Below are 19,652 nucleotides of genomic sequence, written 5' to 3'. Positions count from 1 at the left end.
AATCCTGCCAGTGCAAAAAATCAACAGCCACTCTTAACGCCACTCGCCCCTTGTTCAAGAGCTTCAAGAATCGAGCAATAAACACTGCTATGGGCGGTCCCACAACAGGTATCATTAAGGCGTTGCAAGGAACGCTGCATACTCTGCAACTCGGCTATACGAGCTTCGACTTCCTGCAATCTTTCCTGCACAATGCCTTTTGACTCCTGACAGGTATGGTGTTCAGGATCGATACGGATCGACAGCAACTCGCGGATCGACTCCAGACTGAAACCTAGTTGTCTGGCATGGCGGATAAATTTCAATCGCTGGAGATCGCTTTCGGTATACAGGCGAAACCCACCTTCGGTGCGTACTTCATGCTCCATCATCTGCTGCTTTTCGTAATAACGAATCGTGTCGGGTGTTACTTCCGCCATTTTTGCCAGCTCACCAATGCGATACATACATACTCCACTAGTTATCGTTGATTTTGTTCAACAACTTGTCAGCATAATCGCCGCGTAAAAAATCGGTACTCAATCCAGCTTGTCGCAGCTTCAATTCCAGTAATGACAATCGACGACTAACCTCTTGATATTGCGGATCATCATGACGGATACCTTTGAGAATATCCAGAAGCTGTATTGCTTCCCTCCTATGCTCAAGTTCTGGCGGTAAGCAACCAGCATTCTTCAGCAAGCGATACCCCGCACGTAATTCCGGTGGCACATGAGAATCATCATCCAGTATCAATGGTTCGCCGCTACCTACCAGGTTATCAAACTCACCTTTCGCTTGCGCTTCTGCTATATGACGCTCTGCCCACTGGTCAAGTAACCACATAAATACTCCAGGGGATGAACAAAAAGAGTACAGCTATTGTAGATAAGTGGGGATGCTACGGGTATAAAAAAACCCGCCGGGGCGGGTTTTTTTACGTTGCTTCAGATTACTCTGCAGCAGCTTCTGCTTTCTCTGAACGATCAACCAGCTCGATGTAAGCCATCGGCGCATTGTCGCCTGCACGGAAGCCACACTTCAGAATACGAGTGTAACCACCGGCACGGCTCGCGAAACGCGGGCCCAGTTCGTTAAACAGTTTTGCCACGATCTCGTTATCACGAGTACGGGCGAATGCCAGACGACGATTAGCAACGCTATCAGTCTTGGCAAGAGTAATCAGCGGCTCAACTACGCGGCGCAGCTCTTTCGCTTTAGGCAGAGTCGTCTTGATGATTTCATGACGAACCAGTGAACCTGCCATATTGCGGAACATAGCCTGGCGATGGCTGCTGTTGCGGTTCAGTTGACGACCACTCTTACGATGGCGCATGACCTTATCCTTCTCAGTAAAACCTTAACCTGTGATCCGGTTACTCGTCAGCGATGCTTGCCGGTGGCCAGTTTTCCAGGCGCATGCCCAGAGACAGTCCACGGGAAGCCAGCACGTCTTTAATCTCAGTAAGAGATTTTTTACCAAGGTTAGGCGTTTTAAGGAGCTCAACCTCGGTACGCTGTACCAGATCACCGATATAGTGGATAGCTTCTGCTTTAAGGCAGTTAGCAGAGCGGACAGTCAATTCCAGATCGTCAACAGGGCGCAGCAGGATCGGATCGAACTCTGGTTTCTCTTCTTTCACTTCAGGCTGACGTACATCACGTAAGTCAACGAAAGCTTCCAGTTGTTCAGCCAGAATGGTTGCCGCACGACGAATCGCCTCTTCAGGATCGATTGTGCCGTTGGTTTCCATTTCGATGACCAGCTTGTCCAGGTCGGTACGCTGTTCTACACGCGCTGCTTCAACATTGTAGGCAATACGCTCCACAGGGCTGTAGCATGCGTCGACCAGCAGACGGCCGATTGGGCGCTCATCTTCTTCCGAATGAATTCGGGTAGAAGCCGGCACATAACCACGACCGCGCTGAACTTTGATACGCATGCTAATAGACGCGTTCTCATCGGTCAGGTGGCAGATCACGTGCTGCGGCTTGACGATTTCGACATCACCGTCGTGGGTGATATCGGCTGCAGTCACAGGGCCAATGCCAGATTTATTCAAGGTAAGAATAACTTCATCTTTGCCCTGAACTCTCACCGCCAGCCCTTTCAGGTTGAGCAGGATTTCCAGGATATCTTCCTGAACGCCTTCTTTGGTGCTGTACTCATGTAGTACACCATCAATCTCAACCTCGGTCACCGCGCAACCCGGCATCGATGAGAGCAGAATACGGCGCAGTGCGTTACCCAGAGTATGGCCAAAGCCACGCTCTAAAGGCTCAAGGGTCACCTTGGCGTGCGTCGAACTCACTTGCTCGATATCAACCAGGCGCGGTTTTAGAAACTCTGTCACAGAACCCTGCATTGTGTCCTCTCTTTGGTACTAAGCTTTACTTGGAGTAAAGCTCGACGATCAGGTGTTCGTTAATGTCCGCAGACAGATCAGAACGCTCCGGCTTACGCTTAAACGTACCTTCCATCTTGCCAGCATCAACTTCCAGCCAGGTTGGCTTTTCACGCTGCTCAGCCAGCTCCAGAGCGGCTTTCACGCGAGACTGCTTCTTCGCTTTCTCACGAATGCTTACAACGTCATTCGGACTAACCTGATAAGAAGCGATGTTAACAACACGACCGTTTACCATAATTGCTTTATGGCTAACCAGCTGACGTGCTTCTGCACGAGTGGCACCGAAGCCCATACGGTATACAACGTTGTCCAGACGACCTTCCAGCAGAGCCAACAGGTTTTCACCGGTGTTGCCTTTCAGACGTGCTGCTTCTTTGTAGTAGTTACGGAACTGACGCTCCAGCACACCATAGATACGGCGAACTTTTTGCTTTTCACGCAACTGCACACCATAGTCAGACAGACGCGGTTTACGCGCACCGTGCTGGCCAGGAGCTTGTTCAATTTTACACTTGGTATCGATCGCGCGAACGCCAGACTTAAGGAATAAGTCGGTGCCCTCACGACGGCTCAGCTTGAGCTTAGGACCCAAATATCTTGCCATTTTCTTTCTCCAACAAACCTGGAAAACGAGGCGTTATACGCGACGTTTTTTCGGCGGACGACAACCGTTATGAGGGATCGGAGTCACATCAGTAATGTTAGTGATGCGGAAACCTGCGGCGTTCAGAGCACGAATAGTAGATTCGCGGCCTGGACCCGGACCTTTAACCATAACTTCCAGATTCTTGATGCCGTATTCTTTCACGGCGTCAGCGCAACGCTCTGCTGCAACCTGTGCTGCAAACGGAGTGGATTTGCGAGAACCACGGAAACCGGAACCACCGGCTGTTGCCCAACCCAACGCGTTACCCTGACGATCAGTGATAGTCACGATGGTGTTGTTGAAAGAAGCATGGATATGAGCCACGCCGTCAGAGACTTGTTTTCTTACACGTTTACGTGCACGAATTGGTGCCTTTGCCATTATTCAATCACCCCGATTATTTCTTGATCGGTTTGCGCGGACCCTTACGGGTACGTGCGTTGGTCTTGGTACGCTGACCGCGAACCGGGAGACCACGACGATGACGCAAACCGCGATAGCAACCAAGATCCATCAGGCGCTTGATGCTCATGCTGATTTCACGGCGCAGATCACCTTCAACGACAAATTTGGCAACTTCGTCACGCAGCGTGTCGATTTGTCCTTCAGACAGCTCACTGATCTTAACATCTTCAGCGATACCCGCTGCAGCCAGGATGGCTTTAGAACGGGTCTTGCCGACGCCATAAATCGAAGTTAATGCGATTACGGCATGCTTATGATCAGGAATGTTAATGCCTGCTATACGGGCCACTATGCACTCCTACTATTTAATATGTACGTTCCATGCTGAAAAGCCCGTTTTCAGGATACTCAAATGGAAACGCACAGACATACAAAAGATTGGCTGGCTAATCTAGCCAGCTCAACCCAACTTTGCAAGAAAAATATGCGAAAAAATCAGCCTTGGCGCTGTTTATGCTTCGGCTCGGCACTGCAAATCACACGGATGACACCATCACGCTTAACGATTTTGCAGTTACGGCATAATTTCTTGACGGAAGCACGAACTTTCATTTTTACTCTCCGTAACTTCTCGGGCGACCAATTATCGGCCGTAGCCTTTCAGGTTCGCCTTCTTCAATGCAGACTCATACTGACTGGACATCATCAGAGTTTGCACTTGAGCCATAAAGTCCATAATCACGACAACAACGATAAGCAGTGAGGTCCCACCGAAGTAGAACGGTACTTTCATTGCATCACGCATGAACTCCGGGATCAGGCAGATAAAGGTAATGTACAGCGCACCAACCAAGGTCAGGCGGGTCATTACTTTATCGATATACTTCGCCGTTTGCTCTCCCGGACGAATTCCTGGTACAAATGCACCGGACTTCTTCAGGTTATCTGCTGTTTCACGCGGGTTGAAAACCAACGCCGTGTAGAAGAAACAGAAGAAGATGATTGCAGACGCATAGAGTAACACATAAAGCGGTTGCCCAGGCTGCAAATACAGCGAAATTGTTGTCAGCCAGTTCCAACCAGTACCGCCCCCGAACCATGACGCGATGGTCGCCGGGAACAGAATAATACTGGAAGCGAAGATTGCCGGGATTACCCCCGCCATATTCACTTTCAGCGGTAAATGTGTGCTCTGTGCAGCATAGACACGACGACCTTGCTGACGTTTCGCGTAGTTTACCACAATGCGGCGTTGACCACGCTCAACAAATACAACAAAGAACGTCACTGCAAATACTAATACTGCAACCAACAGCAACACGAGGAAGTGCAGGTCGCCTTGACGCGCTTGCTCGATAGTATGGGCAATGGCTGGCGGGAGTCCCGCGACAATACCGGCGAAGATAATGATTGAAATACCGTTGCCGATACCTCGTTCAGTGATCTGTTCGCCCAACCACATCAGGAACATGGTTCCTGTGACCAGACTTACAACAGCGGTGAAGTAGAATGCAAAGCCCGGGTTAATCACCAGGCCTTGCATACCAGGCATATTCGGCAGACCAGTAGCAATACCGATCGACTGGAATATTGCCAGCACCAGAGTACCGTAGCGGGTGTACTGGCTGATCTTACGACGACCAGACTCCCCTTCTTTCTTAATTTCTGCCAACGTTGGATGAACCACCGTCAGTAGCTGGATAATGATCGACGCCGAAATATACGGCATGATCCCCAGAGCAAAGATAGAAGCACGGCTGAGAGCACCACCAGAGAACATGTTAAACATCTCAATGATGGTGCCTCGCTGTTGCTCAAGCAGTTTGGCAAGTACAGCGGCATCAATACCAGGGATCGGAATAAAAGAGCCAATACGGAACACAATCAGCGCACCGATAACAAACAGCAGTCTGCGTTTCAGCTCGCCTAAGCCACCTTTGGCACTTTGAAAATCTAATCCCGGTTGTTTAGCCATCTGCTACTTATTCCTCGATTTTACCGCCAGCAGCTTCGATAGCAGCACGAGCGCCTTTAGTAACACGCAGGCCACGAACAGTTACCGGAGTCGTTACTTCGCCAGCCAGGATCACTTTCGCGAACTCGATCTGGATACCGATAATGTTAGCCGCTTTCAGCGTGTTCAGGTCTACAACACCGCCTTCTACTTTAGCCAGGTCAGACAGACGAACTTCGGCTGTAATCGCTGCTTTACGAGAAGTGAAGCCGAATTTCGGCAGACGACGGTACAGAGGCATCTGACCACCCTCGAAACCGCGACGTACGCCACCGCCAGAACGAGATTTCTGACCTTTGTGACCACGACCACCGGTTTTACCGAGGCCAGAACCGATACCACGACCCAGGCGTTTACCCGCCTTTTTGGAGCCTTCGGCCGGAGACAGAGTATTTAAACGCATCTCTTACTCCTCAACTTTAACCATGAAGGAAACCGCGTTGATCATACCGCGAATAGCAGGAGTATCCTCGCGCTCTACGGTGTGACCAATACGACGCAGACCCAGGCCAAGCAGCGTTGCCTTGTGTTTCGGCAGACGACCGATTGCACTGCGGGTTTGAGTAATTTTAATAGTCTTTGCCATGGTTTATTTCCCCAGAATTTCTTCAACGGATTTACCACGCTTGGCAGCGACCATTTCTGGAGAATTCATATTTTCCAGGCCATCGATAGTTGCACGAACCACGTTAATCGGGTTGGTGGAACCATACGCTTTAGCCAGAACGTTATGAACCCCAGCGACTTCCAGAACGGCGCGCATTGCACCACCGGCGATGATACCGGTACCTTCGGAAGCCGGCTGCATGAATACGCGAGAACCCGTATGAACACCTTTAACAGGGTGTTGCAGAGTGCCGTTATTCAGCGCGACGTTAATCATATTGCGACGGGCTTTTTCCATCGCTTTCTGGATCGCTGCTGGAACTTCACGCGCTTTACCGTAACCAAAACCAACGCGACCGTTACCATCGCCAACTACAGTCAGAGCTGTGAAGGAGAAAATACGACCACCTTTAACGGTTTTAGATACGCGGTTTACCGCGATCAGCTTTTCCTGCAGTTCGCCAGCTTGTTTTTCGATGTGAGCCATCTTACACCTCTACCTTAGAACTGAAGGCCAGCTTCACGGGCAGCATCTGCCAGTGCCTGGACACGACCATGATATTGGAACCCGGAACGGTCAAAGGATACATCTTTGATGCCTTTTTCCAGAGCGCGTTCAGCGACAGCTTTACCCACAGCTGCAGCCGCGTCTTTGTTACCGGTGTACTTCAGTTGTTCAGCGATAGCTTTTTCTACAGTAGAAGCAGCTACCAGAACTTCAGAACCGTTCGGTGCAATTACCTGTGCGTAAATGTGACGCGGGGTACGATGTACCACCAGGCGAGTTGCGCCCAGCTCCTGGAGCTTGCGGCGTGCGCGGGTCGCACGACGGATACGAGCAGATTTCTTATCCATAGTGTTACCTTACTTCTTCTTAGCCTCTTTGGTACGCACGACTTCGTCGGCGTAACGAACACCCTTGCCTTTGTAAGGCTCAGGACGACGGTAGGCGCGCAGATCCGCTGCAACCTGGCCGATCACCTGCTTATCAGCGCCTTTCAGCACGATTTCAGTCTGAGTCGGACATTCAGCAGTGATACCCGCAGGCAGCTGATGGTCAACAGGATGAGAGAAACCCAGAGACAGGTTAATCACATTGCCTTTAACCGCTGCACGGTAACCTACACCAACCAGCTGCAGCTTCTTAGTGAAGCCTTCGGTAACACCGATAACCATTGAGTTCAGCAGGGCACGCGCGGTACCAGCCTGTGCCCAACCGTCTGCGTAACCATCACGCGGACCGAAGGTCAGGGTATTATCTGCATGTTTAACTTCAACAGCATCGTTGAGAGTACGAGTCAGCTCGCCGTTTTTACCTTTGATCGTAATAACCTGACCGTTGATTTTTACGTCAACGCCGGCAGGAACAACGACCGGTGCTTTAGCAACACGAGACATTTTTTCCTCCGATTAGGCTACGTAGCAGATAATTTCGCCACCAAGACCAGCCTGGCGCGCTGCACGATCAGTCATAACACCTTTAGAGGTAGAAACAACTGCGATACCCAGACCCGCCATAACTTTCGGCAGCTCATCTTTACGTTTATAGATGCGCAGACCTGGGCGGCTGACACGCTGAATGCTTTCTACAACAGCTTTGCCCTGGAAATACTTCAGAGTAAGTTCCAGTTCAGGCTTGGTGTCGCCTTCAACTTTAAAATCTTCAATAAAACCTTCTTCCTTCAGCACGTTGGCGATTGCCACTTTCAGCTTGGAGGAAGGCATGGTGACCGCAGCTTTGTTCGCGGCCTGACCGTTACGGATACGGGTCAGCATATCCGCGATCGGATCTTGCATGCTCATCTGTCTTTACTCCCGTGATTCAATTGGTGACAATTACCAGCTAGCCTTTTTCAGACCCGGGATTTCACCGCGCATAGCGGCTTCACGGACCTTAATACGGCTCAACCCGAACTTCCGCAGGAAACCATGCGGACGACCTGTTTGACGGCAGCGGTTACGCTGACGAGACGGGCTGGAATCACGCGGCAGAGTCTGCAGCTTGAGAACAGCGTTCCAACGATCTTCGTCGGAAGCGTTCACATCAGAGATGATCGCTTTCAGTTCAGCGCGTTTCGCGAAGTATTTATCAGCTAAAGCTACGCGTTTTACTTCGCGTGCTTTCATTGATTGCTTAGCCATTTAGTAACCCTACCTTACTTGCGGAACGGGAAGTCAAAGGCAGCCAGCAGAGCGCGGCCTTCTTCGTCAGATTTCGCAGTAGTGGTAATGGTAATATCCAAACCACGAACGCGGTCGACTTTATCGTAGTCGATTTCTGGGAAGATGATCTGCTCACGGACACCCATGCTGTAGTTACCACGACCGTCGAAAGACTTAGCGGACAGGCCACGGAAGTCACGGATACGAGGTACAGCAATAGTGATCAGGCGCTCAAAGAACTCCCACATGCGTTCGCCACGCAGAGTTACTTTACAGCCGATCGGATAGCCCTGACGGATTTTGAAGCCTGCAACAGATTTGCGTGCTTTGGTGATCAGCGGTTTTTGACCGGAAATTGCTGCCAGGTCTGCTGCTGCGTTATCCAGCAGTTTTTTGTCAGCGATCGCTTCACCAACACCCATGTTCAGGGTGATCTTCTCGACCCGAGGGACTTGCATGACAGAATTGTAGTTAAACTCAGTCATGAGTTTTTTAACTACTTCGTCTTTGTAGTAATCATGCAGTTTCGCCATCGTACTACTCCAAATTACTTGATAGTTTCGCTGTTAGACTTGAAGAAACGGACTTTTTTACCGTCTTCGAATCTAAAGCCTACACGGTCAGCCTTGCCGGTTGTCGCATTGAAGATTGCTACGTTGGAAACCTGAATAGCGGCTTCTTTTTCAACGATGCCACCCGGTTGGTTCAGGGCCGGAACCGGCTTCTGATGTTTCTTAACCAGGTTGATACCTTCAACAATGACCTTGCCGGAAGACAGGACATTCTTAACTTTACCGCGTTTACCTTTATCTTTACCGGTTAACACGATAACTTCGTCATCACGACGGATTTTCGCTGCCATGATTCGCTCCTTAGAGTACTTCTGGTGCCAGAGAGATAATTTTCATGAACTTCTCACTACGAAGCTCACGAGTTACCGGCCCAAAAATACGCGTACCGATAGGCTGCTCGCTGTTGTTGTTCAGAAGAACACAAGCATTACCATCGAAGCGAATGACAGAACCGTCCGGGCGACGAACACCCTTCTTGGTGCGCACCACTACCGCCTTCAGCACATCACCTTTTTTGACCTTACCACGCGGAATTGCTTCTTTGATGGTGATCTTGATGATGTCGCCTACGCCTGCGTAGCGACGGTGCGAGCCACCCAGAACCTTGATACACATTACGCGACGTGCACCGGAGTTGTCGGCGACGTTCAGCATAGTCTGTTCTTGGATCATTTTAGTGCTCCGCTAATGTCAACTACTACTGAGACCCGAAAATCAGGTCGTTAAAAATCCCCATATCGAGGGCGCGGCATTATAACACCGCTTCAAGGATATGGGTAGAAAAAATAAACGGCTCATTTCTGAGCCGTTTATTCGTATCGAGAGAGTGTACTGTATTACAGAACCGCTTTCTCTACAACGCGAACCAGCGTCCAGGATTTAGTCTTGGACAGCGGACGGCATTCGCGGATTTCAACCACGTCACCGATACCGCATTCGTTGTTCTCGTCATGTACGTGCAGTTTGGTCGTACGCTTGATGAATTTACCGTAGATCGGGTGTTTCACAAAACGTTCGATAGCAACAACAATGGATTTCTCCATTTTGTCGCTAACAACGCGACCTTGCAGAGTACGGATTTTATCGGTCATTACGCACCCGCCTTCTCGTTCAGTAAAGTCTTAACGCGTGCGACATCGCGACGCACTTGCTTCAACAGGTGAGACTGTTGCAGCTGGCCACTTGCAGCCTGCATACGCAGGTTGAACTGCTCACGCAGCAGGTTCAGCAGCTCGGTGTTCAGCTCTTCAACGCTCTTCTCACGCAGCTCTTTTGCTTTCATTACATCACCGTCTTAGTTACAAAGGTGGTTTTAATCGGCAGTTTCGCTGCTGCCAGCTTGAATGCTTCACGGGCCAGCTCTTCCGGAACACCGTCCATTTCATACAGGACTTTACCCGGCTGAATCAAGGCAACCCAATACTCCACGTTACCTTTACCTTTACCCATACGCACTGCCAGCGGCTTTTCAGTGATCGGTTTGTCCGGGAACACACGGATCCAGATCTTACCTTGACGCTTAACTGCACGGGTCATAGCACGACGTGCTGCTTCGATCTGACGTGCAGTCAGACGACCACGGCCAACAGCTTTCAGACCGAAGCTGCCGAAGCTAACATCCGTACCCTGCGCCAGACCGCGGTTACGGCCTTTGTGCATTTTACGGAATTTTGTACGCTTTGGTTGTAACATCAGCGACGCTCCTTATTTACGGCCTTTACGCTGCTGCTTTTTAGGCTGAGCAGCCGGTTTTTCCGGTTGTTCAACAGCAGCCATACCACCCAGGATCTCGCCTTTGAAGATCCACACTTTAACGCCGATTACACCGTAAGTGGTGTGCGCTTCAGAGGTGTTGTAGTCGATGTCAGCACGCAGAGTGTGCAGCGGTACGCGACCTTCGCGGTACCATTCGGTACGTGCGATTTCCGCGCCGCCCAGACGGCCGCTAACTTCAACTTTAATACCTTTAGCGCCCAGACGCATTGCGTTCTGTACAGCACGCTTCATAGCACGACGGAACATAACGCGACGTTCCAGCTGAGAAGTGATGCTGTCAGCAACCAGTTTTGCGTCCAGTTCAGGCTTACGAACTTCGGCGATGTTGATCTGTGCAGGAACGCCAGCGATGTCCGCTACGACCTTACGCAGTTTTTCTACGTCTTCACCTTTTTTACCGATAACGATACCCGGGCGAGCAGTGTGAATGGTTACACGGATGCTCTTAGCCGGACGCTCGATAACGATACGAGATACGGACGCTTTAGCCAGTTCCTTAGTCAGGTACTGACGTACTTTAAAATCGCTGTCCAGGTTGTCAGCGAATTCTTTGGTGTTCGCAAACCAGGTAGAGTTCCATGGTTTTACAATACCCAGGCGAATACCATTAGGATGTACTTTCTGACCCATTGCTAGTCTCCAGAGTCTCAGCGATCGGACACAACCACAGTGATGTGGCTGGTGCGCTTCAGGATGCGATCTGCACGACCTTTTGCACGCGGCATAATGCGCTTCATGCTCGGGCCTTCGTCTACGAAAATTTTCGTAACTTTCAGATCGTCAATGTCAGCGCCATCGTTGTGTTCAGCGTTAGCAATGGCAGATTCCAGAACTTTCTTGACCAGTACAGCCGCTTTCTTGTTGGTGTAGGTCAAAATATCCAGAGCCTGCGACACTTTCTTACCGCGAATCAGGTCAGCAACAAGGCGAACCTTCTGAGCAGAAGAACGAGCATGGCGATGTTTAGCGATAGTTTCCATCTCTTCCTCCTACCTTATTTCTTCTTCGCTTTTTTATCAGCAGCGTGGCCGCGATAAGTACGAGTCGGTGCGAATTCACCCAGTTTGTGACCGACCATTTCGTCGGTTACAAATACCGGAACGTGCTGACGACCATTATGGACAGCGATGGTCAAACCGATCATGTTAGGAAAGATCGTTGAACGACGGGACCAAGTGCGCAGGGGCTTCTTGTCTCCGCTTTCCACCGCTTTCTCTACCTTCTTCAGCAAGTGCAGGTCAATAAAAGGACCTTTCTTGAGAGAACGTGGCATGGCTTATCCTCTAAAATTATTTGCTACGGCGACGTACGATGAATTTATCAGTACGCTTGTTGCTGCGGGTCTTCTTACCTTTGGTCTGAACGCCCCACGGAGTTACCGGGTGCTTACCAAAGTTACGACCTTCACCACCACCATGTGGGTGGTCTACCGGGTTCATCGCGGTACCGCGAACGGTCGGACGAACACCACGCCAGCGTGCAGCACCTGCTTTACCCAGAACGCGCAGCATATGCTCAGCATTGCCAACTTCGCCCAGAGTTGCACGGCAGTCTGCTTCTACTTTACGCATTTCACCAGAACGCAGACGCAGGGTGACATAAGCACCATCACGAGCAACGATCTGAACGTAAGTACCAGCGGAACGTGCCAGCTGACCGCCTTTACCTGGTTTCATTTCTACGTTATGAACAGTAGAACCAACCGGGATGTTGCGCATCGGCAGGGTGTTACCTGGTTTGATTGCAGCATCAACGCCAGACTGAATCTGGTCGCCAGCTTTCAGGCCTTTAGGGGCCAGGATGTAACGGCGTTCACCGTCTTTGTACAGAACCAGCGCGATGTTCGCGGAACGGTTCGGATCGTACTCAAGACGTTCAACAACTGCCGGGATACCGTCTTTGTTGCGTTTGAAGTCAACAATACGGTAAGCCTGCTTGTGGCCACCACCGATATGACGAGTGGTGATACGGCCATTGTTGTTACGACCACCGGATTTGCTGTTTTTTTCCAGCAACGGAGCAAAAGGTTTGCCCTTGTGCAGCTCAGGGTTAACCACTTTAACTACGTGGCGACGACCCGGAGATGTCGGTTTACATTTAACAACTGCCATTGTATTACTCCTCCGACTTACTCAGCGCCGCCAACGAAGTCCAGATTCTGGCCTTCTTTCAGGGTGACGTAAGCTTTTTTCCAGTCGCTACGACGACCGATACGCTGTCCGTGACGTTTAACTTTCCCTTTAACTACCAGGGTGTTAACGACTTCGACTTCGACTTCAAACAGTTTCTGCACAGCAGCTTTGATTTCTGCTTTGGTCGCGTCTTTAGCAACTTTGAGTACGATGGTGTTGGATTTTTCCATCGCAGTAGACGCTTTTTCAGAAACGTGCGGTGCACGCAGCACCTTCAGCAGACGTTCTTCACGAATCATGCCAGCATCTCCTCAACTTGCTTAACAGCATCAGCAGTCATTACGACTTTGTCGAAGGCGATCAGGCTAACCGGGTCGATACCAGTTGCATCGCGTACGTCAACCTTGTGCAGGTTGCGCGCAGCCAGGAACAGGTTCTCGTCCAGCTCACCGGTGATGATCAGCACATCTTCCAGAGCCATGTCTTTCAGTTTCTGTGCCAGCAGCTTAGTTTTCGGCGCTTCTACAGAGAACTTCTCGACAACGATCAGACGATCCTGACGTACCAGTTCGGACAGGATGCTTTTCAGCGCGCCGCGGTACATCTTCTTGTTAACTTTTTGACTGTGGTCCTGCGGACGAGCAGCAAAGGTCACGCCACCAGAACGCCAGATCGGGCTCTTGATAGAACCAGAACGCGCACGGCCGGTGCCTTTCTGGCGCCACGGTTTTTTACCGGAACCAGTTACTTCAGCACGAGTCTTCTGAGCACGAGTACCCTGACGAGCACCAGCTGCATAAGCAACAACAACCTGGTGAACCAGCGCTTCGTTGAAATCACGACCGAAGGTAGTTTCGGAAACAGTCAGCGCGCTCTGCGCGTCTTTCAATACTAATTCCATTGCTATCTCCTTACGCCTTCACAGCTGGTTTAACGATCAGGTCGCTACCGGTTGCACCCGGGACAGCGCCTTTAACCAGCAGCAGGTTGCGCTCAGCGTCAACGCGTACTACGTCAAGGCTCTGAACGGTTACACGTTCGTTACCCATCTGACCTGCCATTTTCTTGCCTTTGAACACTTTGCCCGGAGTCTGGTTCTGACCGATAGAACCCGGAACGCGGTGAGACAAGGAGTTACCGTGAGTAGCGTCCTGGGTACGGAAGTTCCAGCGCTTAACGGTACCTGCGAAACCTTTACCTTTAGAGGTGCCAGTTACGTCAACTTTTTTAACGTCAGCAAACAGTTCAACGCTAATGCTCTGACCTACAGTGAACTCTTCGCCTTCAGCCAGGCGGAATTCCCACAGACCACGGCCAGCTTCTACGCCAGCTTTAGCGAAGTGTCCAGCTTCAGGCTTGGTCACACGGTTAGCTTTTTTAGCACCGGTGGTCACCTGAATAGCACGGTAGCCATCGTTAGCCAGGTCTTTAACCTGAGTAACGCGGTTTGCTTCAACTTCGATTACGGTTACTGGGATAGAAACGCCGTCTTCTGTGAAGATACGGGTCATACCCACTTTTTTACCGACTAAACCAATCATTGTTTCAACCTCTCAATCGCTCAATGACCTGATTAACCCAGGCTGATCTGCACGTCTACACCGGCAGCCAGATCCAGACGCATCAGAGCATCAACGGTTTTCTCGGTTGGCTCAACGATGTCAACCAGACGCAAGTGAGTACGGATTTCGTACTGATCGCGCGCGTCTTTGTTGACGTGCGGGGAGATCAGAACAGTGAAGCGCTCTTTGCGTGTCGGCAGCGGGATCGGACCACGGACCTGCGCACCAGTGCGCTTGGCAGTCTCGACGATTTCCGCGGTTGCTTGATCGATCAGACGATGATCAAACGCTTTCAGGCGGATACGGATTCTTTGGTTCTGCATGAGACCAGAGCTCCAATTATTTTATAAACGAAAATGATTACTCCTCAGACCCATTACGATTGATGGGAGAGTGTAACCGTTCTTACGTAGCTCCCCGATTGGGAGCATTGTTAGGTAGCCAAATTCGGCTAACTGAGGTTCAGATTGAACCTGCTGTCAACTACGACAAGCCCGCGCATTATACATACTTAACCACCGAACGCAAGCGTATTGCTAGTAAAGTAAACAGCTTTCGGGTTATCTCTCAAGTTCGTTCAGCGCATTTTTGACACGCTCTCTTAAACCGGCTTTCTCGTCGCTTTCTTCTACAGTATTTTCTTCGTCTTCAGAAGAAGAGGTGGCATTCTCAACCGCGACGCCTGGGTCATCTTCCTCCTCGACGGATTCGACGACGGGGAGTGGCTGTTTTTTGAAAAAATAGTGTTGTGTTGATTGTTTAAAAGCAGGCGTTTCAGCATCTACTACTGTGACTTCTGCTTTTACTATCCAAAGCGCCCATAGCTGCCTGGCATACCCACCAACCAATACCATTCCTGCAAACCACAGGCAAATCAGCAATAAACAAATGACATATATTATGGTGCTGTGTTTTTGTCGGGAGAAGATACCAGGGTGACCCGTTTCTTTCTGCTCACGCGCGGCGATATAGAATTCAAACATGTCATTTCCCCTTCACTGTTGTTTCTGGGGAAATATTTGCTTCATCCCGATATAAGTAGGCACTCTCCCCCGCCACCTGCCAGAGATGTACTAACGTTGAAAAGCCAACAACACCGTCAGTTTTCAAGTGATGGCTTTTTTGAAATTGCTTTATTTTTTCTACCAACAAGGGACGCCACTCTGCCGAAGATTCTGTCGAAATATGCAATGCGCGGTTTAACATCGTTTCCAGCCAGAGAATCTCTTCCTCGCTGCTATCATGCGTAATGGTACTCTCCCCTTCCGGCGACATTTTCCACAACAGAAGATAATCACCCGTCCATACCAACTCAAACCATTTATGTGTCAGCGTCCAGGTTTGCTGCCCTACGAGTACATCAACGGTAGCATCACCGACGCGAACGACCACAACAGGCAATTTTTTGTCCCCGACTTTAAGCGATGCGATCCAGGGCAAATTCTGATCCACCAATGTTTGTAAAGAAGCATTCCCACTTTTACATACCAGCCCCGCTCTTACTGCCTGATCGCACCAGGCCGAATCGGCTGGGACCTCGTACCCCCATACGCCGTATAACACGCTTAGCGCCTCACTATCGCGCATCACCACATGGGCAATATCCTTAGTCATATCTTGTTTAGCTACTGGCGTTACGGGTATCAGCCACGCAGGAACGGGTAACGGAGCTGTGAAAGAGGACAGCAGTAGCCAACCACAGGTAAGTGCGATAATGGTTCCACTCATCACCACGGCAAGCTGCATTTTCCGGGGGCGGTTATCACCTAATACGCGGTAAATCATTCGCCATTGTTTTGCAGTGAAAACGCGGGTCTGCTCGGCTTGCTGTAATAAGCTAATTGTTTCGCCGGCAAGCGCCAGCTTTCTGCGATCTCCCCGACATAATAAAGCTATCCGTTTCAGAACTCTGGCGGTTAAAAGGAGATCGGGCTGGTCAATATTCTGACCTTCAAGGATGCTTGCCTTAAGCTCGTGCTCCGTCAGACGACCTGTCGAGACAAGTTCAATGCCCTGTTTTTTAAAATCACGTTCAACTTTTCGATCGGGTCTGCCGATCAGCAAAAATTGACCGTCAGGAATAAGAGATATCGCGCGTTGGAGATCATCAAGTATGCGGCGGTGATTCAGGTGAGCATTTTCAATAATAATAAGAGGGCAGCGACTATCAGTTCGATGAAGTGCATGCAGTAATTGACCCGCCATCTCATCTCGCGTCCAGGCGCTGTCACGGCAGCCCTGTTCAGCCGCATTATCGTCGGTAACGATCCATGCGGCCTTACCTTGCCAGGAAACAACGAGGCTTAAAGTAATCACACGGCGATGTTTATCTTTTTGTAGTTGCTGCGCCAGCCAGGTTTTTCCACTTCCAGCCTCACCCAACAAATAGCACAGACGCCAGGTCTGACGTTTCTCACGCAACCAGGAAAGAATGACTTCTCTTCTCGTAGACATAGAACTTCCTGTTTTAATTATTGATTATCCTTAATCATAAAAATAATGTATGTATTTATTAATTAAATACATATTACTAATATAAATAAATTTTGCTTGATTCATGCAAGCGGCATTAATACTATTTATACTAACGTCAATATACAACCCACCCAATCTATTTTATTAGAACATACATCGTGCCCACACTACCTTTCCCTTTCCATCTGGCGAATCATAATAAAGATGCTGCCATCAATATATTGATTATATTTATAAGCATAGGGTTGATTATTTTTAATGTGAATTATTTCCATACAACTATAGTTAAAAATGAACAGATCATTAATCAACCAACAAATGCATTTCAGTCTGAATTCAGCCTTGCCGCTTTATGGCGCAACGAAAATCATGCTGGGGTAAAAGATGCAAATCCCGTGGCAGTTAATCAGGAAACACCTAAGCTCTCTATAGCGCTTAATGGCATTGTACTCACATCGAATGATGAGACTTCTTTTGTCTTAATTAATGAGGGGAACGAACAAAAGCGATACTCCCTCAACGAAGCCCTTGAGTCAGCGCCGGGAACGTTTATTAGAAAAATAAATAAAACCAGCGTTGTGTTTGAAACTCACGGGCATTACGAAAAAGTAACTCTCCATCCAGGGCTACCTGACATCATCAAGCAGCCTGATTCGGAAAATCAAAATGTACTCGCCGATTATATTATCGCCACACCTATACGTGATGGAGAACAGATATACGGTCTTCGATTGAATCCTCGTAAGGGTCTCAATGCATTTACCACCAGCTTGCTGCAACCTGGGGATATCGCCCTCAGGATCAATAATCTTTCGCTGACCCACCCTGATGAGGTTTCACAGGCATTAAGTTTACTGCTAACTCAACAAAGTGCTCAGTTTACAATTCGTCGCAACGGCGTACCCCGCTTGATAAATGTTTCCGTCGCGGAACTTACAGGAATGAATGGACAGCGCAATGAAGGGACTCAATAAAATCACCTGCTGCTTGCTGGCAGCACTACTTATGCCTTGTGCAGGGCACGCTGAGAACGAACAATACGGCGCTAACTTCAATAACGCCGATATCCGCCAGTTCGTGGAAATAGTGGGTCAGCATCTTGGCAAAACGATCCTGATCGACCCTTCGGTACAGGGAACCATTTCCGTACGCAGTAATGATACGTTTAGCCAACAGGAGTACTACCAGTTCTTTTTAAGTATTCTTGATCTTTACGGTTATTCCGTGATCACGCTGGACAATGGTTTTCTGAAAGTGGTGCGCTCAGCTAATGTAAAAACATCGCCAGGGATGATTGCTGACAGTTCTCGTCCAGGCGTAGGTGATGAGTTGGTCACCCGAATCGTACCGCTTGAGAACGTTCCTGCTCGTGACCTGGCTCCCCTGCTCCGCCAGATGATGGATGCGGGTAGCGTCGGTAATGTTGTGCATTATGAACCCTCCAACGTTCTTATTCTGACCGGTCGTGCCTCCACCATTAATAAACTGATTGAAGTCATAAAGCGCGTTGATGTCATCGGCACAGAGAAGCAGCAAATTATTCATCTGGAATATGCATCAGCGGAAGATCTCGCCGAGATTCTTAATCAATTAATCAGCGAAAGCCACGGTAAAAGCCAGATGCCTGCCCTCCTTTCCGCGAAGATTGTGGCGGATAAGCGAACCAACTCTCTTATCATCAGCGGGCCGGAAAAAGCACGCCAGCGCATAACTTCATTACTGAAAAGCCTTGATGTCGAAGAGAGCGAGGAAGGAAATACCCGGGTCTATTACCTGAAATATGCTAAAGCCACGAATCTGGTGGAAGTGCTAACCGGTGTTTCCGAAAAGCTGAAAGATGAAAAAGGGAATTCGCGTAAGCCTTCTTCTACTTCTGCGATGGATAATGTGGCCATTACCGCCGATGAACAGACCAACTCGTTGGTCATTACCGCTGACCAGTCCGTCCAGGAGAAACTCGCCACGGTAATTGCGCGTCTGGATATTCGCCGTGCACAGGTGCTGGTTGAGGCAATCATCGTCGAAGTTCAGGATGGAAATGGACTCAACCTCGGCGTGCAATGGGCGAATAAAAACGTTGGCGCACAGCAATTTACCAATACGGGATTACCGGTTTTTAACGCTGCGCAAGGTGTAGCTGATTATAAAAAGAATGGCGGGATCACCAGCGCGAATCCTGCCTGGGATATGTTTAGCGCCTACAATGGCATGGCTGCAGGCTTCTTCAATGGCGACTGGGGCGTATTGTTGACTGCGCTGGCCAGTAACAATAAAAATGACATCCTCGCCACCCCGAGCATCGTAACGCTGGATAATAAACTCGCGTCCTTCAACGTTGGTCAGGATGTGCCGGTGCTATCCGGCTCTCAGACCACTTCTGGGGATAACGTCTTTAATACTGTCGAACGCAAAACGGTGGGCACAAAACTCAAAGTCACTCCGCAGGTCAATGAAGGCGACGCGGTACTGCTCGAAATAGAGCAGGAGGTTTCCAGCGTTGACTCTTCGTCTAATTCGACGCTCGGCCCGACATTTAACACCCGTACTATTCAAAACGCCGTGCTGGTTAAAACCGGTGAAACGGTGGTCCTGGGCGGATTGCTGGATGATTTTTCTAAAGAGCAAGTGTCAAAGGTTCCTCTGCTTGGCGATATTCCTTTAGTGGGACAACTCTTCCGCTATACCTCGACCGAGCGCGCTAAACGCAACCTGATGGTATTTATCCGTCCGACGATTATCCGTGACGATGATGTTTATCGCTCACTGTCAAAAGAGAAATACACCCGCTACCGCCAGGAGCAACAGCTGCGAATCGACGGGAAATCAAAAGCGCTGATTGGCTCGGAAGATTTGCCGGTGCTGGATGAGAACACGTTCAACAGTCACGCTCCTGCGCCATCGTCACGGTGAGGCA

At 49.7% G+C, this 19,652-nt stretch carries 34 protein-coding genes; 2 read left to right on the top strand and 32 right to left on the bottom strand.

Annotated elements, in window-relative coordinates; translation table 11 throughout:
• Positions 1–20 precede the first annotated feature (20 nt).
• The 32 genes from zntR to gspA form a co-directional block, all read right to left on the bottom strand.
• The gene (zntR, locus tag HBM92_RS02225; RefSeq protein ID WP_000285610.1) at positions 21–446 is read right to left on the bottom strand and encodes a Zn(2+)-responsive transcriptional regulator; all 426 of its coding nucleotides are present in this window, start codon (positions 444–446) and stop codon (positions 21–23) included.
• 10 nt (positions 447–456) lie between these two features.
• Positions 457–825, bottom strand: a complete 369-nt coding sequence (locus tag HBM92_RS02220; RefSeq protein ID WP_000266504.1) for a DUF1992 domain-containing protein — start codon at positions 823–825, stop codon at positions 457–459.
• Positions 826–931: 106 nt separating this feature from the next.
• On the bottom strand, positions 932–1,315 hold the full coding sequence (gene rplQ / locus HBM92_RS02215) for a 50S ribosomal protein L17 (RefSeq protein ID WP_001216368.1): 384 nt from the start codon (positions 1,313–1,315) through the stop codon (positions 932–934).
• A gap of 40 nt (positions 1,316–1,355) precedes the next feature.
• Positions 1,356–2,345 (bottom strand): DNA-directed RNA polymerase subunit alpha, encoded by a 990-nt coding sequence (locus HBM92_RS02210; RefSeq protein ID WP_001162094.1) that lies wholly within the window; start codon positions 2,343–2,345, stop codon positions 1,356–1,358.
• Positions 2,346–2,370: 25 nt separating this feature from the next.
• Positions 2,371–2,991, bottom strand: coding sequence for a 30S ribosomal protein S4 (gene rpsD / locus HBM92_RS02205; RefSeq protein ID WP_000135224.1), 621 nt, complete (start codon positions 2,989–2,991; stop codon positions 2,371–2,373).
• 33 nt (positions 2,992–3,024) lie between these two features.
• Complete coding sequence (gene rpsK, locus HBM92_RS02200) at positions 3,025–3,414, bottom strand: 30S ribosomal protein S11 (RefSeq protein WP_001029684.1); 390 nt, start codon at positions 3,412–3,414, stop codon at positions 3,025–3,027.
• A gap of 16 nt (positions 3,415–3,430) precedes the next feature.
• Positions 3,431–3,787, bottom strand: a complete 357-nt coding sequence (rpsM, locus tag HBM92_RS02195) for a 30S ribosomal protein S13 (RefSeq protein ID WP_000090775.1) — start codon at positions 3,785–3,787, stop codon at positions 3,431–3,433.
• Between the two features lie 146 nt (positions 3,788–3,933).
• The gene (gene rpmJ, locus HBM92_RS02190; protein ID WP_000868187.1) at positions 3,934–4,050 is read right to left on the bottom strand and encodes a 50S ribosomal protein L36; all 117 of its coding nucleotides are present in this window, start codon (positions 4,048–4,050) and stop codon (positions 3,934–3,936) included.
• Positions 4,051–4,081: 31 nt separating this feature from the next.
• On the bottom strand, positions 4,082–5,413 hold the full coding sequence (gene secY / locus HBM92_RS02185; RefSeq protein WP_001118861.1) for a preprotein translocase subunit SecY: 1,332 nt from the start codon (positions 5,411–5,413) through the stop codon (positions 4,082–4,084).
• Positions 5,414–5,420: 7 nt separating this feature from the next.
• Complete coding sequence (rplO, locus tag HBM92_RS02180) at positions 5,421–5,855, bottom strand: 50S ribosomal protein L15 (protein ID WP_001238917.1); 435 nt, start codon at positions 5,853–5,855, stop codon at positions 5,421–5,423.
• 3 nt (positions 5,856–5,858) lie between these two features.
• On the bottom strand, positions 5,859–6,038 hold the full coding sequence (gene rpmD / locus HBM92_RS02175) for a 50S ribosomal protein L30 (RefSeq protein WP_001140433.1): 180 nt from the start codon (positions 6,036–6,038) through the stop codon (positions 5,859–5,861).
• A gap of 3 nt (positions 6,039–6,041) precedes the next feature.
• Entirely contained in the window at positions 6,042–6,545 is a 504-nt protein-coding gene (rpsE, locus tag HBM92_RS02170) for a 30S ribosomal protein S5 (protein ID WP_000940121.1), read from the bottom strand.
• A 14-nt stretch (positions 6,546–6,559) separates the two neighbouring features.
• Positions 6,560–6,913, bottom strand: a complete 354-nt coding sequence (gene rplR / locus HBM92_RS02165) for a 50S ribosomal protein L18 (RefSeq protein ID WP_000358960.1) — start codon at positions 6,911–6,913, stop codon at positions 6,560–6,562.
• Positions 6,914–6,922: 9 nt separating this feature from the next.
• Positions 6,923–7,456: a 50S ribosomal protein L6 gene (gene rplF, locus HBM92_RS02160; RefSeq protein ID WP_000091945.1), complete on the bottom strand. Its 534-nt coding sequence runs from the start codon at positions 7,454–7,456 to the stop codon at positions 6,923–6,925.
• A gap of 12 nt (positions 7,457–7,468) precedes the next feature.
• On the bottom strand, positions 7,469–7,861 hold the full coding sequence (gene rpsH / locus HBM92_RS02155) for a 30S ribosomal protein S8 (RefSeq protein ID WP_000062611.1): 393 nt from the start codon (positions 7,859–7,861) through the stop codon (positions 7,469–7,471).
• A gap of 33 nt (positions 7,862–7,894) precedes the next feature.
• Entirely contained in the window at positions 7,895–8,200 is a 306-nt protein-coding gene (gene rpsN, locus HBM92_RS02150) for a 30S ribosomal protein S14 (RefSeq protein WP_001118930.1), read from the bottom strand.
• A 14-nt stretch (positions 8,201–8,214) separates the two neighbouring features.
• Positions 8,215–8,754, bottom strand: a complete 540-nt coding sequence (gene rplE, locus HBM92_RS02145; RefSeq protein ID WP_001096200.1) for a 50S ribosomal protein L5 — start codon at positions 8,752–8,754, stop codon at positions 8,215–8,217.
• 14 nt (positions 8,755–8,768) lie between these two features.
• The gene (rplX, locus tag HBM92_RS02140; RefSeq protein WP_000729186.1) at positions 8,769–9,083 is read right to left on the bottom strand and encodes a 50S ribosomal protein L24; all 315 of its coding nucleotides are present in this window, start codon (positions 9,081–9,083) and stop codon (positions 8,769–8,771) included.
• 10 nt (positions 9,084–9,093) lie between these two features.
• Positions 9,094–9,465, bottom strand: a complete 372-nt coding sequence (gene rplN, locus HBM92_RS02135) for a 50S ribosomal protein L14 (RefSeq protein ID WP_000613955.1) — start codon at positions 9,463–9,465, stop codon at positions 9,094–9,096.
• Positions 9,466–9,629: 164 nt separating this feature from the next.
• Positions 9,630–9,884: a 30S ribosomal protein S17 gene (rpsQ, locus tag HBM92_RS02130; RefSeq protein ID WP_000130100.1), complete on the bottom strand. Its 255-nt coding sequence runs from the start codon at positions 9,882–9,884 to the stop codon at positions 9,630–9,632.
• Positions 9,884–10,075: a 50S ribosomal protein L29 gene (gene rpmC / locus HBM92_RS02125; RefSeq protein ID WP_000644741.1), complete on the bottom strand. Its 192-nt coding sequence runs from the start codon at positions 10,073–10,075 to the stop codon at positions 9,884–9,886. Before rpmC ends, rpsQ begins: the two co-directional genes overlap by 1 nt.
• Positions 10,075–10,485, bottom strand: a complete 411-nt coding sequence (gene rplP / locus HBM92_RS02120) for a 50S ribosomal protein L16 (RefSeq protein ID WP_000941212.1) — start codon at positions 10,483–10,485, stop codon at positions 10,075–10,077. The genes rpmC and rplP overlap by 1 nt, the downstream gene beginning before the upstream one ends.
• A 12-nt stretch (positions 10,486–10,497) precedes the next feature.
• On the bottom strand, positions 10,498–11,199 hold the full coding sequence (gene rpsC, locus HBM92_RS02115) for a 30S ribosomal protein S3 (RefSeq protein ID WP_000529945.1): 702 nt from the start codon (positions 11,197–11,199) through the stop codon (positions 10,498–10,500).
• 17 nt (positions 11,200–11,216) lie between these two features.
• Entirely contained in the window at positions 11,217–11,549 is a 333-nt protein-coding gene (gene rplV, locus HBM92_RS02110) for a 50S ribosomal protein L22 (protein WP_000447529.1), read from the bottom strand.
• A gap of 14 nt (positions 11,550–11,563) precedes the next feature.
• Entirely contained in the window at positions 11,564–11,842 is a 279-nt protein-coding gene (gene rpsS, locus HBM92_RS02105) for a 30S ribosomal protein S19 (RefSeq protein ID WP_001138117.1), read from the bottom strand.
• A gap of 16 nt (positions 11,843–11,858) precedes the next feature.
• Positions 11,859–12,680 carry a 50S ribosomal protein L2 gene (rplB, locus tag HBM92_RS02100; protein WP_000301864.1) on the bottom strand — a complete coding sequence of 274 codons (822 nt, stop codon included), beginning with the start codon at positions 12,678–12,680 and terminating at the stop codon, positions 11,859–11,861.
• Positions 12,681–12,697: 17 nt separating this feature from the next.
• Positions 12,698–13,000 (bottom strand): 50S ribosomal protein L23, encoded by a 303-nt coding sequence (gene rplW, locus HBM92_RS02095; RefSeq protein WP_000617544.1) that lies wholly within the window; start codon positions 12,998–13,000, stop codon positions 12,698–12,700.
• Positions 12,997–13,602 carry a 50S ribosomal protein L4 gene (gene rplD, locus HBM92_RS02090; protein WP_000424395.1) on the bottom strand — a complete coding sequence of 202 codons (606 nt, stop codon included), beginning with the start codon at positions 13,600–13,602 and terminating at the stop codon, positions 12,997–12,999. The genes rplW and rplD overlap by 4 nt, the downstream gene beginning before the upstream one ends.
• A 10-nt stretch (positions 13,603–13,612) precedes the next feature.
• Positions 13,613–14,242, bottom strand: a complete 630-nt coding sequence (rplC, locus tag HBM92_RS02085; protein ID WP_000579833.1) for a 50S ribosomal protein L3 — start codon at positions 14,240–14,242, stop codon at positions 13,613–13,615.
• A gap of 32 nt (positions 14,243–14,274) precedes the next feature.
• Positions 14,275–14,586: a 30S ribosomal protein S10 gene (rpsJ, locus tag HBM92_RS02080; protein ID WP_001181004.1), complete on the bottom strand. Its 312-nt coding sequence runs from the start codon at positions 14,584–14,586 to the stop codon at positions 14,275–14,277.
• 237 nt (positions 14,587–14,823) lie between these two features.
• Entirely contained in the window at positions 14,824–15,246 is a 423-nt protein-coding gene (gene gspB / locus HBM92_RS02075) for a putative general secretion pathway protein GspB (RefSeq protein WP_000461446.1), read from the bottom strand.
• 1 nt (position 15,247) lies between these two features.
• Positions 15,248–16,717, bottom strand: coding sequence for a type II secretion system protein GspA (gene gspA, locus HBM92_RS02070; protein ID WP_000107588.1), 1,470 nt, complete (start codon positions 16,715–16,717; stop codon positions 15,248–15,250).
• A 179-nt stretch (positions 16,718–16,896) separates the two neighbouring features.
• On the opposite strand from gspA, the gene gspC reads away from it, so the two are divergent.
• Both gspC and gspD read left to right on the top strand, forming a co-directional pair.
• Complete coding sequence (gspC, locus tag HBM92_RS02065; RefSeq protein WP_001142674.1) at positions 16,897–17,712, top strand: type II secretion system protein GspC; 816 nt, start codon at positions 16,897–16,899, stop codon at positions 17,710–17,712.
• Positions 17,696–19,648: a type II secretion system secretin GspD gene (gspD, locus tag HBM92_RS02060; protein ID WP_001514015.1), complete on the top strand. Its 1,953-nt coding sequence runs from the start codon at positions 17,696–17,698 to the stop codon at positions 19,646–19,648. Before gspC ends, gspD begins: the two co-directional genes overlap by 17 nt.
• Positions 19,649–19,652: the final 4 nt, after the last annotated feature.

Source organism: Escherichia sp. E.sYA108, assembly GCF_011754335.1.
GTDB classification, from domain to species: domain Bacteria; phylum Pseudomonadota; class Gammaproteobacteria; order Enterobacterales; family Enterobacteriaceae; genus Escherichia; species Escherichia coli.
This window is presented reverse-complemented; position numbering and strand designations above follow the sequence as displayed.

Bases quoted from the DNA above. Each gene is read 5' to 3' on its own strand.
- zntR (WP_000285610.1), bottom strand. From the start codon at position 446: ATGTATCGCATTGGTGAGCTGGCAAAAATGGCGGAAGTAACACCCGAC.
- HBM92_RS02220 (WP_000266504.1), bottom strand. From the start codon at position 825: ATGTGGTTACTTGACCAGTGGGCAGAGCGTCATATAGCAGAAGCGCAA.
- rplQ (WP_001216368.1), bottom strand. From the start codon at position 1,315: ATGCGCCATCGTAAGAGTGGTCGTCAACTGAACCGCAACAGCAGCCAT.
- HBM92_RS02210 (WP_001162094.1), bottom strand. From the start codon at position 2,345: ATGCAGGGTTCTGTGACAGAGTTTCTAAAACCGCGCCTGGTTGATATC.
- rpsD (WP_000135224.1), bottom strand. From the start codon at position 2,991: ATGGCAAGATATTTGGGTCCTAAGCTCAAGCTGAGCCGTCGTGAGGGC.
- rpsK (WP_001029684.1), bottom strand. From the start codon at position 3,414: ATGGCAAAGGCACCAATTCGTGCACGTAAACGTGTAAGAAAACAAGTC.
- rpmJ (WP_000868187.1), bottom strand. From the start codon at position 4,050: ATGAAAGTTCGTGCTTCCGTCAAGAAATTATGCCGTAACTGCAAAATC.
- secY (WP_001118861.1), bottom strand. From the start codon at position 5,413: ATGGCTAAACAACCGGGATTAGATTTTCAAAGTGCCAAAGGTGGCTTA.
- rplO (WP_001238917.1), bottom strand. From the start codon at position 5,855: ATGCGTTTAAATACTCTGTCTCCGGCCGAAGGCTCCAAAAAGGCGGGT.
- rpmD (WP_001140433.1), bottom strand. From the start codon at position 6,038: ATGGCAAAGACTATTAAAATTACTCAAACCCGCAGTGCAATCGGTCGT.
- rpsE (WP_000940121.1), bottom strand. From the start codon at position 6,545: ATGGCTCACATCGAAAAACAAGCTGGCGAACTGCAGGAAAAGCTGATC.
- rplR (WP_000358960.1), bottom strand. From the start codon at position 6,913: ATGGATAAGAAATCTGCTCGTATCCGTCGTGCGACCCGCGCACGCCGC.
- rplF (WP_000091945.1), bottom strand. From the start codon at position 7,456: ATGTCTCGTGTTGCTAAAGCACCGGTCGTTGTTCCTGCCGGCGTTGAC.
- rpsH (WP_000062611.1), bottom strand. From the start codon at position 7,861: ATGAGCATGCAAGATCCGATCGCGGATATGCTGACCCGTATCCGTAAC.
- rpsN (WP_001118930.1), bottom strand. From the start codon at position 8,200: ATGGCTAAGCAATCAATGAAAGCACGCGAAGTAAAACGCGTAGCTTTA.
- rplE (WP_001096200.1), bottom strand. From the start codon at position 8,754: ATGGCGAAACTGCATGATTACTACAAAGACGAAGTAGTTAAAAAACTC.
- rplX (WP_000729186.1), bottom strand. From the start codon at position 9,083: ATGGCAGCGAAAATCCGTCGTGATGACGAAGTTATCGTGTTAACCGGT.
- rplN (WP_000613955.1), bottom strand. From the start codon at position 9,465: ATGATCCAAGAACAGACTATGCTGAACGTCGCCGACAACTCCGGTGCA.
- rpsQ (WP_000130100.1), bottom strand. From the start codon at position 9,884: ATGACCGATAAAATCCGTACTCTGCAAGGTCGCGTTGTTAGCGACAAA.
- rpmC (WP_000644741.1), bottom strand. From the start codon at position 10,075: ATGAAAGCAAAAGAGCTGCGTGAGAAGAGCGTTGAAGAGCTGAACACC.
- rplP (WP_000941212.1), bottom strand. From the start codon at position 10,485: ATGTTACAACCAAAGCGTACAAAATTCCGTAAAATGCACAAAGGCCGT.
- rpsC (WP_000529945.1), bottom strand. From the start codon at position 11,199: ATGGGTCAGAAAGTACATCCTAATGGTATTCGCCTGGGTATTGTAAAA.
- rplV (WP_000447529.1), bottom strand. From the start codon at position 11,549: ATGGAAACTATCGCTAAACATCGCCATGCTCGTTCTTCTGCTCAGAAG.
- rpsS (WP_001138117.1), bottom strand. From the start codon at position 11,842: ATGCCACGTTCTCTCAAGAAAGGTCCTTTTATTGACCTGCACTTGCTG.
- rplB (WP_000301864.1), bottom strand. From the start codon at position 12,680: ATGGCAGTTGTTAAATGTAAACCGACATCTCCGGGTCGTCGCCACGTA.
- rplW (WP_000617544.1), bottom strand. From the start codon at position 13,000: ATGATTCGTGAAGAACGTCTGCTGAAGGTGCTGCGTGCACCGCACGTT.
- rplD (WP_000424395.1), bottom strand. From the start codon at position 13,602: ATGGAATTAGTATTGAAAGACGCGCAGAGCGCGCTGACTGTTTCCGAA.
- rplC (WP_000579833.1), bottom strand. From the start codon at position 14,242: ATGATTGGTTTAGTCGGTAAAAAAGTGGGTATGACCCGTATCTTCACA.
- rpsJ (WP_001181004.1), bottom strand. From the start codon at position 14,586: ATGCAGAACCAAAGAATCCGTATCCGCCTGAAAGCGTTTGATCATCGT.
- gspB (WP_000461446.1), bottom strand. From the start codon at position 15,246: ATGTTTGAATTCTATATCGCCGCGCGTGAGCAGAAAGAAACGGGTCAC.
- gspA (WP_000107588.1), bottom strand. From the start codon at position 16,717: ATGTCTACGAGAAGAGAAGTCATTCTTTCCTGGTTGCGTGAGAAACGT.
- gspD (WP_001514015.1), top strand. From the start codon at position 17,696: ATGAAGGGACTCAATAAAATCACCTGCTGCTTGCTGGCAGCACTACTT.